This window comes from Undibacterium sp. FW305-107 (assembly GCF_058788535.1).
This window is the reverse complement of sequence record NZ_JBYTAV010000012.1, coordinates 69,871-83,293: the sequence shown is the minus strand read 5'-3', so window position 1 is coordinate 83,293 and position 13,423 is coordinate 69,871. Positions and strand designations below refer to the sequence as shown.

Below are 13,423 nucleotides of genomic sequence, written 5' to 3'. Positions count from 1 at the left end.
CTGGCACCTTTTATGTTGTACTTGGCTGCACTTGAGAAAAATGCTGGTAGAGGGCATCCAGCACCACGCTCATCTTGTCCAGCAAATCATCGTCATCACGGGCGTTTGGTCTGGCGCCGGCCAGCATGGCTTCAAAGCCGCTGGCCTCGGGCACAAAGCCGTTACCCACATCCAGCACATGCACCATGGCACCCAGACGTTGCAAGCCACGGTCGCCCTCCAGATCAAAACTGGCCAGCAAGACCTCGAAACTGACACGCTCGCCGATGTGGGTAAATGCCGCGCCATCAAAATCAAAACCCAGCGCATCTGGCGGACAATCAGTAACGGACTCCAGCCAGGCAAAGCGCGCCCGCTTGTCGATGAAGCGACGTATCAACCAGGCACTGGCCACCCTGTCCACCCACAGGTGCTGGCGGGTAGCCCAGGTACGGCCCTGGTAGTCATCGATTGCCAATGTCTTGATAGCCGCCTGCACAGCCTGCGGTTCACCGACTGATAACAGACTCTCTGCCGCATGCATGAAATCCATCCATGCCGCTTCAAGCGTGTTACTGCCATCACCGGGGAAGTAATCTATGCTTTTGAAAGCCTCATATTCTCGACGCATCTTGCGCAAGAGCTTGGTAATTTCTTGCGGCTTTAAATTGCTCAAACCGGGGCGTGTATCTGCCAGGGTTTGCAGCCAGGCTGCATATTCGCCACTACGGTCAAACAGGGCCTGGAAGGCCAGGTTTTCATCCTCAGTTTGCGCCCAGACATGCAATAACCAGGCGCTGCCACCTTCACGCAAAGTTTCTTCAGACAAATCCTGCAGTGCTTGCTGCTGCAGGTCGCCAAAGGGCAAGAGATAAGCTCCGTCACGCAGGGAACCACAACCCAGGGCCTTGAGATTGCGCCAGATACGCATACGCCCCGTTGCGCTATTCGTGGGCAGGCTCAGCACCAGCAATAACCAGCAAGCAGCAGGATCAGTAGTGATAGTTTGTGTTCTCATGAAACACATTCTATACAATAATATTAGTTATTACAAATTTTGTAGAGATATTTACTTATATTATTAAAAATGCAATCAAATCATTTAAATCTGCAATTTGTACCATCAGGCAATATCCGTGGCCCTGGACATGACAGCAACGGGCATATCGCCCAATCTGGCCTTCTCGATAAACTGCCAGCCGAGACGTGCATAAAGCGACTCATTGTGTGGTGTGAACAAATGCAAATGATCAAAGCCCATGGCACGTGCCTCTTCCACAGCACGCAGAGATAGTGCCGAGGCGATGCCCTGTCCCCGCAATTCAGCCGGGACAAATACGGTAGACAACCAGGGCGTCAAATGCTTGTGCGTGAGGGTAGTCGTGAGGATGCTGGCAACACCAGCAATCTGATCATCTGAAGACAAGGCAAGCAAAGTCATGGGCAATTCCCCTTTTTGTAATGATTGCTGCAAGCGGGCAACCCTTTGCTCCATCGTGACAGACGGTGCCAGATATCCAAACTCTGATTGCAGCCACGTAGCAATCACCGGGATCAATGCAGCATGGTCTGCCAGGTATTCAATGCGCATATCCGGTTTTGATGTTTTATTCAATTCTCTCCCCCATATAGATATTAAAAATTCGTTCAAGACCTGGTACGCACCCAGGCAGCAACAGACAACGGCGGCATGGTCACGGTGCGGCAATCCCTCCCCTGCAGTTCAGCAGCGATCAGGGCATCGACGTCATACCGGTAAGCGTCACTACGTCCCAGCTTCCTGGCCATAGGAATGACAGATCTGACTGCCTCCAAAGGAAGTTCAATTGAGCTGGCACCAAACTGAAGCGGCGCGGCGGTTTCGGCATGCACTGTTCCATAATGCGCCAGCATGCTTGGCAACCTCACTCCCATGTGGGGATTGATGCCCGCATCCAGCATGACATCGGCAATGAATTCAATGGCGCTATTTGTCTCAGCAGCAACTGGGGGCCAGATACTGCTACGCACACCCCGGTAAAAATCCATTTCCAGGAAAGCCAGTGCACCACCAGGTTTTACCCACCGGACCATGCGCGCCAGCGCACCTTCAGGATCAGCGATGTAGAGCAGGAAGTAGCGCCCGACAATGGCATCAAATACCTGTTCAGGTACAAAGTCGTTCAGGTCAGACAAGACAAAGTCGACATTACAAAAACCTGCATCCGCAATCTTTTCTTTCGTCGCCTCAATCTGCGCAGGGTCGCTATCCATCGCTACAACACTACCAGTGGAGCCAACTGCAGCGGCCAGCAGCAAGGTCATTTCCCCACTGCCACAACCCAGTTCGAGAATTTGCGTGCCATGTGCAATACCAGCTCCGCCCAACATTCTTTCACTTAAAGGAACCAGCGCTTGCGCCTGCATTTTCAGACGGTGGCGCTCTCTTTCACTACTGCTTAATGGGTAACTTTCCGGATAATTTTCTGGATAATTTTTCATGAATGAATCCGAATAAGAGGCATGGGCATCAACAAAATTTGCTACGCTCTCGTACAATCACAGCGTCGCAAAAATTGAGTTGCCAGTGTAGGGCTGGCCCTACTCCATGCATAGTGTGCGTATTACGGTATGTAGTACCCAGGATTACGGTAGTCCTTACCGTAATTGGTACGGTCTCATTCAGGCAGTAACAGCCCCTTTTGGACAGCATGATGAACTGCTTCGGCGCGTGTCTTGCAACCCATTGCCTTCAAGGCACCTGCCACATGCATTTCTATGGTGCGCGGGCTGAGTGACAATACTCGTGCGATCTCCTTATCGGCTTTTCCATTGGCGACATGCCGCAGTACTTCACATTGCCGCACCGTCAAAGTGCCAGTCTCATTGCGTAAATTTTTCCCCTGATCAACGTCAAGAAATGTCAACACCGTTTCACGCACTAAAAGCCATGCAGGCTCGTCTTCCAGCACCATATTATTATTCGATGTAACGGGTAAAAACGCGCTGCTGGTATGAGTGCAGCCAGCTTCATCCCCTCCGATAGCGGATACAGTACGTCATGCAGCGCATGCAAAACCAGAGTTGGCACACGTATCAATTGCGCTCGCTCACTTAAATCCAGCCCATAAAATTCCCTCACGCTTTGTGCTGCAATCGCACCAGTCATGCGTTCATTGAGGATGGCATCAATTACCGCCAATTGTTCTGGCGTCGCATCAGGAAGAAACTGGACTGTAAAAACCTGGCGAAAAGTGGCCGCAAATTCGCTGCGCCCATCCAGTCCAGATTCATATACCTGCAAGGCAGACAGCGCATCTTCACGCTGTGCCACACTCAATTCACGCCGCAAGCGCCCGCGCACCGAGCCGCCATAGATCACCAGATGCGTCAGCCGCCCAGAATGGCGGGCAGCATATTCAATCGCAGCATAAGAACCTGTGCAAACCGTCATCATGGCAAATTGCTCCAGCCCTGCAGCATCCACAACGGCTTCGATATCTGCCACCCAATCATCCAAAGTCATGCTACCGGGCTGGCGTTCTGAAAGCCCGCATCCGCGCATGTCGAATTTGACGATGGTAAAAAATGTTGATAGCGTATCCATCCAGTGCTTGCTGGCAGGACCGGGAGAAATCAAGTCATTGTCGGTGTAGTGAAGTGTCAGCCACAGCAATGGTGGGCCTGTTCCCGTCACAGAAAAAGCAATTGTCGTACCGTCCCGACTTTTACAAAAACGAATTTGAGATTTGCTATTCAACAAAAATATCCACCTTCTTTATTACGCAACACCAGGCTGGCATCGACATATCAGCTTAAAGCGTGGCCAGCGCCTGCACTTCATCAAGTGCAGCGCAATTTATCATATTTTTTATTTGAACTCATTTCGTCAAGGACGGCGAAACAGAATAGCACCAGTTTTTCTTTATCAGTCGTCCTCAACGATAGCTTGTCTGCTTGCCGGGCCCCATCGCCAGGTCTATCATGCTGTAGTAATAGTCAAGGGTTGGTAACAGCATCTGCAAAAGGCGGCATAAGATAAATATGAAATTGAACAAACAACGCCAGCTTATCGTTTTCGATCTCGATGAAACATTAGTCCATGCAAGCATGACAGATTTGGGCCACACCTCCGCATTTGCATTCCCACCTTATTTTGTGTATCAGCGTCCTTTTTTGGCAGAAACGCTGGAAGAACTGGCAGCAGATTATGATCTGGCAGTATGGTCGTCGTCATCAAGAGAATACGTAGATGCAGTAGTTGCGCAGGTCTTTGGTGCTCGTTACCCTGTCAAGTTTTCCTGGTCTGTCGAGCGTTGTGTGCAAAGGGTGGACATCAAAAGCAATAACTATGTCTACATCAAGGATTTAAGAACCTGTTTGCGATCTTACTGCGCGAGCGTGATCGGGGCTCATGTGCTGCTCAAAATGCTCATGTACTATAAGTACATTCCGCTTTTTGCGCTGCTCTTCACCCCGCTGACGCTCGCTCGCTACAGATCGTAAACAGGTTCTAAGAAAAATTCAGGGTCAGGGATATACGCTGGACCAGATTACGATAGTGGATGATTCGCCAGAAAAAATCGCCAGGCAGCCAAGAAACCATGTGGTGATTACGCCCTATCTTGGTGACCAGAAAGACAGGGCCTTGCTGGACATCGTAAAGACATTCAAATTGAGAACCGCAACCAGCAAATAGATTATGTACTTACCAGCTCAAGGAGCTGGTAAACACTACTCCTGATAGCGCTCGAATATTCTTTTTAATTCTCCATTTTTCTCTAGCAAAGCCAGCGTCGCACCTATTTTTTTGACCAGATCAGGATGCATGGTTTTTGCCATGCCCATGTAGAATTTTTCTGTCAGTTGCGGTTTGCTTAAGAGCCTGATCTTGTCTTCCAGGCCAGCCTGCTGTATCGCCAGGCCTATGCCGGGTGAGCGGTGACAGTAGAAACGTCCGCGCCCTGCCAGCAGTTTCTTCAAATTGGAGATGGAAGATGTAGCGGTATCATCAAGCTTCAGGCCACCCATTTGCGTCAGGATATCGACAATGCCAAAGCCGCGCAGGGCCAGTATGATGCCTTCATTGCCCAGCTTGCGTATGTCGTCCCAATCTTCTATGGCAATGTGGTCATCAGCCCGCACGGCCAGCAGGTAGTTGACAGAAAACAGCGGCGTTGCAGCAAACTGATATTGTGAGGTATTGCGGGCTATGCGTTGCACACCGCAGATGACATCAATATTGCCCGCCTTGAGACCGGCATCAATACGGGCACGCGGTTGCCATATCTGATCACCAACAAATTGCAGCTCAGGGTCAGCTTTTTCCATGGCACGCATGATGTCCACACACATGCCGCCCACTGCGGCCTTGCCTTGCGGATTGACGATAGCGATGTACTTGGGTTCAGAAGCTTCCTGGGCAGCAGTATGTATCTCCGTACCAGCACAGGCGGGCAGCATGAGTGTCATCGACAAGGACATTAATACGCCTTGTAGCAGCACCCGGAAATTGCATAATTTCAGAGGCCTGTTCATGGCCTATATGCTAGCCTCTTGTCGGTTTTTCTCATCTTGCCTGGTGTCGGTGCGTAACTACCAGGGTTAGCCTGAGTGAACTGCTGCTGCACTTTAAAAATACTGACCACATTCGACAAATTGCTGGCCTGGTCCTGCAGGCTTTTTGCCGCTGCGGCGGCCTCTTCTACCAAAGCTGCATTTTGCTGGGTGACACCATCCATTTGTATGATGGCATTGTTGATCTGGTCTATGCCTGCAGACTGTTCTTTGCTGGCATCATTGATTTCATTCATGATGGTCGTCACTTTTGCCACACTATCGACTATCTCAGACATGGTCACGCCTGCCTGGTCCACCAGGCGTGCACCCTCGTCCACTTTTTCGACCGAATCAGAAATCAGGGCCTTGATTTCCTTCGCTGCACTGGCTGATCTTTGCGCCAGGTTGCGCACTTCTGAAGCCACGACGGCAAAGCCCCTGCCCTGCTCACCTGCCCGCGCAGCTTCCACCGCCGCATTCAAGGCCAGGATATTGGTTTGAAACGCAATGCCATCAATGACGGCGATGATATCGACGATTTTCTTTGATGAATCACTGATAGCCCCCATGGTAACCACTACCTGAGACACCACCGTCCCACCTTTGACGGCAGAATCAGATGCTGCATGCGCCAATTGATTGGCATCGCGGGCATTTTGTGAATTCTGCTTCATGGTACTGGTCAGCTCCTCCATGGAAGAAGCGGTTTCTTCCAACGAGCCTGCCTGGCTTTCGGTGCGGGCAGATAAATCCATGTTGCCATTGGCAATATCAGTGGATGCACCAACGATGGTGTCTGTGCTGTTACGCACTTCACTGACAATTTTCTCCAAACCATTATTCATGTCCTTCAATGCCTGCATCAACTGGCCGGTTTCGTCAGTTGATTTGACATCGATATTCGTCGTCAGATCACCATCAGCTACACTGCGTGCCAGTGACAAGGCATTGCGCATGGGCCGGGTAATGCCTATGGTCAAAACCCAGGCACAGGCGCTACCCAGGATAATAAACAAGATGATCAACGCACTGATCAGCATGAAACTGTTCCTGGCGATGGTGTCGACTTCCTGACTGAGATCATCCACATCCTTTTTTTGGAATTCAAGAAAATCAAGTTCACTCTTTTGATACGCATCTGACACAGGCATGAATTTTTCAAACAGCTTTGCGGCTTCATCCGCCTGACCATCTTTTTTCAGCTTGGTGATCTGATCACGCAAGGCAATATACTGCTTGCGCACAGCGATGATGTTGTCGAGCAGTTTTTTCTCTTCAGGGAAGGCGATATGCTCTTCCATGTATTTTTGAATTTCATTGTTCCGTGCAGTAGATACCTTGGCGTCGTTAGTAAAATATTCTGCCAGCGATTCATCACTGCTCTTTACTATTGCCAATGTGCGTTTCAGTCCGGCCACGGTAATCCGGTACCATTCTTCGGTCATGCGCTCTTTTTTGAGCGGCTCCTGCATCATGGAACGGGTGCTGTCAGCGACTTCTTGCAAGCGCCATAAACCTATCCCGGATGAAATCGTCGCCAGCAACATGACCAGGCCAAAGCCCATGGCGAGACGTATCCCTATATTCAGATTTTGAATTTTCATTGCCTGTCTCCTGGATATTTTTATAGTAAGGCACTGCAGAGCCGGAGTTTGCACCGATACGTTACATGGCATTTACCCCGTCCTTGCTTATTTCCCAAAGATGTCATATCAGGAAAAGCAGGATTTCATTGTTTTACTTCTTTCAAGCATATTAGGCAATTGCTTTTTTGCAAGTCAACGATTGCAAAATACCATTAAAATGACATAGCTTAGCCCCTCACATAGAGGAAACAGCTTGATACCAGCACTGCACATTCATGCTATTTTTATACTTATTTTCGATTCACCTATCACATCCATGCCACAGATACTCACCATTCGTGCCGACATCACCAAGCTGCAAGTCGATGCCATCGTCAATGCCGCCAATTCATCCTTGCTGGGAGGTGGTGGCGTAGATGGCGCCATACACAGAGCTGCAGGACCAGACCTGGTCCATGAATGCCGCTTGTTGGGTGGCTGCAAGACTGGTCAGGCAAAAATCACCAAAGGCTATCGCTTGCCTGCCGCCCACATCATTCACACCGTAGGCCCGGTCTGGCGCGACGGCCACCAGGGCGAGCCAGCCTTGCTGGCATCCTGCTATCGTCACAGTCTGGACCTGGCTGCGGCCAGACAATTGCGCAGCATTGCCTTCCCCAGCATCAGCACGGGGATTTATGGCTATCCCATAGAACTGGCAGCGCGGGTCGCAATCAACACGGTCAGGGCATTTGGTTCAGAGTCGGGTTCTTCTATTGAAGAAGTGACTTTTTGCTGTTTTTCGGATGAGGACCTGGCAGTGTATGAGGCGGTGTTACATTCATAAAGTCCAGACTAAATCCAGACTATAATCCGACCTTGAACCTCCCCCTTGACGAAAGGTTTCATCATGCGCTTACTCCTCAGCTTCATCACCCTGGCCTGCGCCAGCAGCTTCGCCCATGCCATTGATTGCAACAAAGCATCCAACACCATGGAAATCAATGAATGCGCTTCGATAGAGCAACAAAAAGTGGAAGCGAAACTGAACCAGGTGTATCAGCGTGTACTCAAAGGCATGGAAAAAGACTATGCGTCTGACGGCAATTTCGCTGACATGAAAAAATCTTTCGTCAATGCCCAGCGCGCCTGGATCAAGTTCCGTGAGGCGGATTGCGATGCCGTCTATCAAAAGAATATAGGTGGCACCATACGCAATGTCATGCACATCAGTTGCATGCAGGCACGTGCAAAAAGGCGCATAGAAGAATTGGAAGAATTCGAAAAGAATTAAACGTCATGCGTGTCAGCGAAGTCCTGCAACTCAGCTATGAGCAATATCGTCACCCGATAGAAATATCCGGCCATCTTGTTATTTCAAGTCATTTTGTATGCTTGTATGAAGATGAAGCAGCGACCCGGCCTGACAATTGGCAGCGAGGAATTCTCGTCAGCCGTGCAGCACTTCACCCACTGGAAGAGCAACTTTTTCCGTGCTTAGTAGGTACATCCGTTTCCCTCAAGGGAGACATAACATTGAAAGCCACGATCACACATACTGGCATTGCCATAGCACCAGCGTACCTGCCCTATATCTACGAATTCAATTTTTCCATGCCAGGATGTGTTGAACTGCCGTCTTTCTCATACAAGCACGGTGACCCTTTTGTCGATGTCTTTGTCAATAGCCCGGACCATATCACTGCCAGAACACTCTCCGTACTAAAACCATTATTTCCACCTTCCTTAACTGTCATGCAGCTCAAGCAGATATTGTCTGGAAAAAATGAACACCTGGTAGGCGAGCATGTGCGCGGCGAAGAATTGCAAAAATTGGCTGACACCATTGAAGAAGCGGGATGCAAGTGGCATGTCAAAGAATGCTTGATTTTCTGGGGTAGTCCATAGAACCCTGTACACCCCACATACGCAAACAAAGGCAATATCTATAAGAAAAATCAAACCGGATCAGAAATGAACAACATGGATACACCCACTGATATTTTAAGGCTAAGAAAAAAAAGACAGCGCAATGTCCAGGAACAAAATCGTTTAAGCGAATATGGCCTGAGGACAGAAGCCATTTACTGGCGCGCACACTCACTTCCCAAGGCTTTGCATGATGCCGGGCTTGCCCGCGGCATAGACTGGGACAATAGCATCATCATTGAACTTGGCCTTGATGTACCGGGGATACCTGACACACTGATGGGCACATTACTGAGCCAGGAAGAAAAATTCATCAAGTTTGAAATCGAAACTGACCACCAATACCAGATTATCAATTCCATTTACAGCTGGCTAGATGTAACTGCGCCAACAAATGTTGGCGAACACAACCGCGGCACTGGCAGGGGTGCAGGTGCAATGGCCCTGAAGATACGCAGGGAGCTATGCGCGTCTGCCGGATCACCACCAGCCAATAGTAGCAAATAGCAGCAGGGCATAAATTCACTGACTACACGCACCGGCCTGACTTGATACAGGCAGGTAGCACAACAGATTGTGCTAGTCCTGCTTTTTAGCGAGTACGTACACAGAGCAAAGACGCCCTGCAATCAACCTCAGACCCAAAGCCAGCACAACCACCAGCAGGAAGGGCCTGCCCGGCCCCCACAGGGCACCGGCCGTGCCCACGGAAAATGCTGTGGCAAAACCCATATCAATCTCGCTGAAGCGGCGTTCCAGCCCGGCTTGGCAAGATGGGCAGTCATAGCTCACCCGCCTGACCAGTTTATACCAGCGATGTCTGGTCAACGAGGGCGGAGTCAACTGCAAGTCGGCGCGGCATTGCGGGCAAAGATGGCGTTTGAACATATTTGAATTGGCTATATGGCGCGTACCATGTGTTCGTTGTTTGGCAAGATCAGTTTTCCTGCTTGCCGGCAATTATACATTCCCACTTTACTTGTCTGCTCGTGCACGGCACTCGCGCTGGCCCCTTGCTGCTATCATCCAAACGGCAGGCTGAACACTTTTCCTGCTTATCTGTTCAATTCTGCATTCACTGACAATCTCAACGGCGAGGCCATGCCAGCACACAATTTTGCTGCTCAGTATAGACGCCTAAAATTCATCCCACTCCTCATCTGCCTTGCTGGCTGCCTTGGGCGCAGTTACCCTTGGAGCAGGCTTTGATACTGGCCTGGGCACAGTTTTTGGTACGGGCGCTACCCTTGGCGGGCTAGCCTGTGGTTTACCGATGGCTGCCTGGGCATCATCAAGCTTGAACATGCTGATAATTTGCGAAAGATGTTCAGCCTGTTCCTGCAGGCTCTCGGCTGCGGCAGCGGCTTCTTCCACCAATGCGGCATTTTGCTGCGTCATTTCATCCATCTGGGTGACGGCGCGGTTGACTTCTTCTATACCTGAGCTTTGTTCCTGGCTGGCGGCAGTAATCTCGCTCATGATGTCGGCCACCTGTTTGACCGAGGTGACAATCTCGCCCATGGTGTGGCCTGCTTCATCGACCAGGCGCGCACCTGAATCGACCTTGACGACAGAATCATCAATAAGGGTCTTGATTTCTTTGGCAGCCGTAGCTGAGCGTTGCGCCAGGTTACGCACCTCGGATGCCACTACGGCAAAACCGCGCCCTTGTTCACCAGCGCGGGCCGCTTCTACTGCAGCATTCAATGCCAGGATATTGGTCTGGAAGGCGATGCCATCGATGACGCTGATGATGTCCACAATCTTGCGCGAGCTGTCCTTGATCGACACCATGGTGGTCACCACTTGCGAGACCACATCACCACCCTTGCCTGCTACATTGGCAGCAGAGGCCGCCAGTTGATTGGCTTGACGCGCATTGTCGGCATTTTGCCTGACGGTAGAAGTCAGCTCTTCCATCGATGATGCGGTTTCTTCGAGGGAGCTGGCCTGGCTTTCAGTGCGGGCAGACAAGTCTGCATTGCCCGCCGCAATCTCGCCAGATGCCAGCCTGACCGAGCCACTGGTGGCGCGTATGTCGATCAGCACTGCAGCGATCTTGTCGACAAAGCGGTTAAAGGCCCCGCTGATTTGTGCCAGTTCATCCGTGCCGTCGGCAGCCAGGCGGCGGGTCAGGTCACCCTCACCGGTAGCGATATCGGCCATGGCGTCACGCACCAGTTCCAATTTTTTCAAAGCTTGTGCTACCAGTGCTGTCAGTATCAGGGCAGCCAGTGCAACCACGATGATGGCTGTGACTGCGGACGCGGTCAGCATAGCCGTCAATGCCTGGGTCGCCTCTGCCCTGTCAAGCACGGTAGCCAGCAACCAGTCAGTACCGGCAATTTTTGTGACGAACAACATGCCCTCGCGCCCGTTGAGATGGATGGTACTACTGGTCTTAGAGGCTTCTGTCGCGTTCAATACCTGTGTCGTCAGACTGGCATCAAGCTCGCTCAGCGGTTTCAGTGTCAGTTTCTCATTGGGATGAGCGATGATCTTGCCACTGCCATCCAGCAAGAACGCAAAACTGGCAGGGGTAGGTTTGATCGATGCGACATTGCTGGTCACCACGTCCAGCATGACATCAGCAGCAGCCACGGCCTTGACGCTACCCTTGCCGCCTATAGGGTCGGCAAAGGTGACTACCAGTTTGCCTGTGCTGGCACCGATATAGGGGGCGGTGATAATCGGCCCGCCAACTTCGCTGGCCTTGATATACCAGGGCCGTGCAGTCGGGTCATAGTCAGCAGCCCGTTTGCGGTCTTGCGAAAAGACTGCACGTTTGTCTGCAAACCCGATATAGGCCATGTCAAACACACCGGCCTGTTCACCTGCCTTGAGTGCCCCCAGCGGTTCTGGTAATTCTGCTGCCAGCTTTAGCGAGGCAACGGCAGCCTGCTTGGATTTGACCCATTCGGTAATGGCTGTCGCATGGCTTTCAGACAGTTGCAATAATTGGCTGTTGAGTGCATCCATGGTACGCGAGCGCGTAGTAAAGAAATTTGCCACCACCATGGCCAGCATGGCGATGACTACGATGGATACACAAATGCTGATGAGCTTTCTGCGCAGCGACGAAAAAAACATACCGGTTCTCCAATACAAAAGTCGGACGGAATATTCTGTAGCAACAGCTCTTGCAGGATAGCACTGATTTTGTCACTTGATAATTTAGCAAACCAGATGAAGTACTGAAGGCGTCCCTGATTTATATTTTCAGGAATCATGTTGAGATATTGCAAGGTAAGGCTAAAACAATGTCCCCAGAGATAATAATTTCTATTTCAGTTGCAATTTGACGACGTTGCTGCAGACCAATATCACTGACCGCGATGACACTGATGCAAACCCTCGTCATGCAGTTTTGCACTATGTGACGAGACATTTTTTAATGACGACAATTGCTGCCGCAATGCAACAAGTGGCATTACATGTTGCATTATGGGTATCACACAAACAGTTGCAAGCCAGTCTGCAGTTTTGATTTTCTGCCATTGTGCTGGTATCTTCAATTCCTCACTGGCTACTTTGGCCATGTTTTGTCATGTATTACCGGATATAAAAACGATCAGAAGCTGAAATGCGGCACGAACAAGCCAGCAGTTTTCAACCCAAAGTCCGGTAATACCACAGACGCATATTGCTGATGCAGGAGCAAGTCTGCCCCTCTATCTCTGTAATATGTTGCAACAATTTCGCCAAAAATTGCCTGATGAATACGCTATGCTGAATCAAGCAATCCTCTACCTTTGACTTTGAATTGCAAAAATGAATGCATTAAATGCTTTACAAAGACCATTGCAAGACAGTTATGCGTCAAAAGAGACGGGGGATTTGCTCGCCCTGGGCATCAAGCCAGATCTGGCTGAGCATGAATATGCCGCCGTTGAATCGATACTCTCTGTACGCGGCGTTGATATCAACGCCTTCAGGGCGCAACGCCAGCAACACCTGAAGATTGCTGACCAGCAAAATGCTGATGATGAAAAACTCGCTGGTCTGTCAAAACGTTTCATCGCCCAGGTCATCGATACAGTCGGTGTTGCATTACTGCTGGCAATGCTGGGTTTATTGATCACCGTCACCATGCCCAATCTGTTCAAGCAAACCAACCGGGTAGTTTTGATTTTGTGGCTGTTGTATCAGTTGTTCAAGGACGGCTTTGACGGCCAAAGCCTGGGCAAGCGCGTCATGCATATCCGCGTGGTTCATCATGAGACTGAACATCCCTGCAATCTGACGCAATCCTTTTTGCGTAATGTGCTTGTGTTGACGGTAGTGGACTGGGTGTTTGCACTGGGGCGCAAGCAGTTGCGGTTGGGGGATATGGTGGCGGGGACTAAGGTGGTGAAGGAATAGGGTTTTCGATATTGAGGCTGTGTCAAGGTATTATGCTGAAATACAACTTT

The 13,423-nt window shown here is 50.4% G+C and carries 16 protein-coding genes; 7 read left to right on the top strand and 9 right to left on the bottom strand.

What is annotated here, in order from left to right; translation table 11 throughout:
- Positions 1-10 precede the first annotated feature (10 nt).
- The 5 genes from AC3WQT_RS24230 to AC3WQT_RS24210 form a co-directional block, all read right to left on the bottom strand.
- Positions 11-997 carry a chromate resistance protein ChrB domain-containing protein gene (locus AC3WQT_RS24230; RefSeq protein ID WP_492707858.1) on the bottom strand — a complete coding sequence of 329 codons (987 nt, stop codon included), beginning with the start codon at positions 995-997 and terminating at the stop codon, positions 11-13.
- A gap of 105 nt (positions 998-1,102) precedes the next feature.
- A complete protein-coding gene (locus AC3WQT_RS24225; RefSeq protein WP_492707856.1) occupies positions 1,103-1,594 on the bottom strand; it encodes a GNAT family N-acetyltransferase in 492 nt (163 codons plus the stop codon).
- A gap of 32 nt (positions 1,595-1,626) precedes the next feature.
- Positions 1,627-2,460, bottom strand: a complete 834-nt coding sequence (locus AC3WQT_RS24220) for a class I SAM-dependent methyltransferase (protein ID WP_492707854.1) — start codon at positions 2,458-2,460, stop codon at positions 1,627-1,629.
- A gap of 176 nt (positions 2,461-2,636) precedes the next feature.
- Positions 2,637-2,885, bottom strand: coding sequence for a response regulator transcription factor (locus AC3WQT_RS24215; protein ID WP_492707852.1), 249 nt, complete (start codon positions 2,883-2,885; stop codon positions 2,637-2,639).
- A 14-nt stretch (positions 2,886-2,899) separates the two neighbouring features.
- Entirely contained in the window at positions 2,900-3,655 is a 756-nt protein-coding gene (locus AC3WQT_RS24210) for an alpha/beta fold hydrolase (protein ID WP_492707850.1), read from the bottom strand.
- A gap of 347 nt (positions 3,656-4,002) precedes the next feature.
- Between AC3WQT_RS24210 and AC3WQT_RS24205 the strand changes: the two genes are divergently transcribed.
- On the top strand, positions 4,003-4,464 hold the full coding sequence (locus AC3WQT_RS24205) for an HAD family hydrolase (protein ID WP_492707848.1): 462 nt from the start codon (positions 4,003-4,005) through the stop codon (positions 4,462-4,464).
- A 55-nt stretch (positions 4,465-4,519) separates the two neighbouring features.
- On the top strand, positions 4,520-4,657 hold the full coding sequence (locus AC3WQT_RS24200) for an NIF family HAD-type phosphatase (protein ID WP_492707846.1): 138 nt from the start codon (positions 4,520-4,522) through the stop codon (positions 4,655-4,657).
- A gap of 35 nt (positions 4,658-4,692) precedes the next feature.
- On the opposite strand, the gene AC3WQT_RS24195 is transcribed toward AC3WQT_RS24200, so the two are convergent.
- Positions 4,693-5,496 carry a substrate-binding periplasmic protein gene (locus AC3WQT_RS24195; RefSeq protein WP_492707844.1) on the bottom strand — a complete coding sequence of 268 codons (804 nt, stop codon included), beginning with the start codon at positions 5,494-5,496 and terminating at the stop codon, positions 4,693-4,695.
- Positions 5,493-7,121 (bottom strand): methyl-accepting chemotaxis protein, encoded by a 1,629-nt coding sequence (locus tag AC3WQT_RS24190; protein ID WP_492707842.1) that lies wholly within the window; start codon positions 7,119-7,121, stop codon positions 5,493-5,495. The genes AC3WQT_RS24195 and AC3WQT_RS24190 overlap by 4 nt, the downstream gene beginning before the upstream one ends.
- A gap of 298 nt (positions 7,122-7,419) precedes the next feature.
- Here AC3WQT_RS24190 and AC3WQT_RS24185 point away from each other — a divergent pair, with 298 nt between their 5' ends.
- From AC3WQT_RS24185 to AC3WQT_RS24170, 4 genes are all read left to right on the top strand, one after another.
- Positions 7,420-7,929, top strand: a complete 510-nt coding sequence (locus tag AC3WQT_RS24185; RefSeq protein ID WP_492707840.1) for an O-acetyl-ADP-ribose deacetylase — start codon at positions 7,420-7,422, stop codon at positions 7,927-7,929.
- A 63-nt stretch (positions 7,930-7,992) separates the two neighbouring features.
- Positions 7,993-8,376 (top strand): lysozyme inhibitor LprI family protein, encoded by a 384-nt coding sequence (locus AC3WQT_RS24180; protein ID WP_492707838.1) that lies wholly within the window; start codon positions 7,993-7,995, stop codon positions 8,374-8,376.
- 5 nt (positions 8,377-8,381) lie between these two features.
- Entirely contained in the window at positions 8,382-8,990 is a 609-nt protein-coding gene (locus AC3WQT_RS24175) for a hypothetical protein (protein WP_492707836.1), read from the top strand.
- A 75-nt stretch (positions 8,991-9,065) separates the two neighbouring features.
- The gene (locus tag AC3WQT_RS24170; protein ID WP_492707834.1) at positions 9,066-9,518 is read left to right on the top strand and encodes a hypothetical protein; all 453 of its coding nucleotides are present in this window, start codon (positions 9,066-9,068) and stop codon (positions 9,516-9,518) included.
- A gap of 72 nt (positions 9,519-9,590) precedes the next feature.
- Here AC3WQT_RS24170 and AC3WQT_RS24165 read toward each other — a convergent pair whose 3' ends face one another.
- Complete coding sequence (locus AC3WQT_RS24165) at positions 9,591-9,899, bottom strand: hypothetical protein (protein WP_492707832.1); 309 nt, start codon at positions 9,897-9,899, stop codon at positions 9,591-9,593.
- A gap of 249 nt (positions 9,900-10,148) precedes the next feature.
- Positions 10,149-12,101, bottom strand: coding sequence for a methyl-accepting chemotaxis protein (locus AC3WQT_RS24160; RefSeq protein WP_492707830.1), 1,953 nt, complete (start codon positions 12,099-12,101; stop codon positions 10,149-10,151).
- A gap of 681 nt (positions 12,102-12,782) precedes the next feature.
- Here AC3WQT_RS24160 and AC3WQT_RS24155 point away from each other — a divergent pair.
- Positions 12,783-13,373, top strand: a complete 591-nt coding sequence (locus AC3WQT_RS24155; protein ID WP_492707828.1) for an RDD family protein — start codon at positions 12,783-12,785, stop codon at positions 13,371-13,373.
- Positions 13,374-13,423 lie beyond the last annotated feature (50 nt).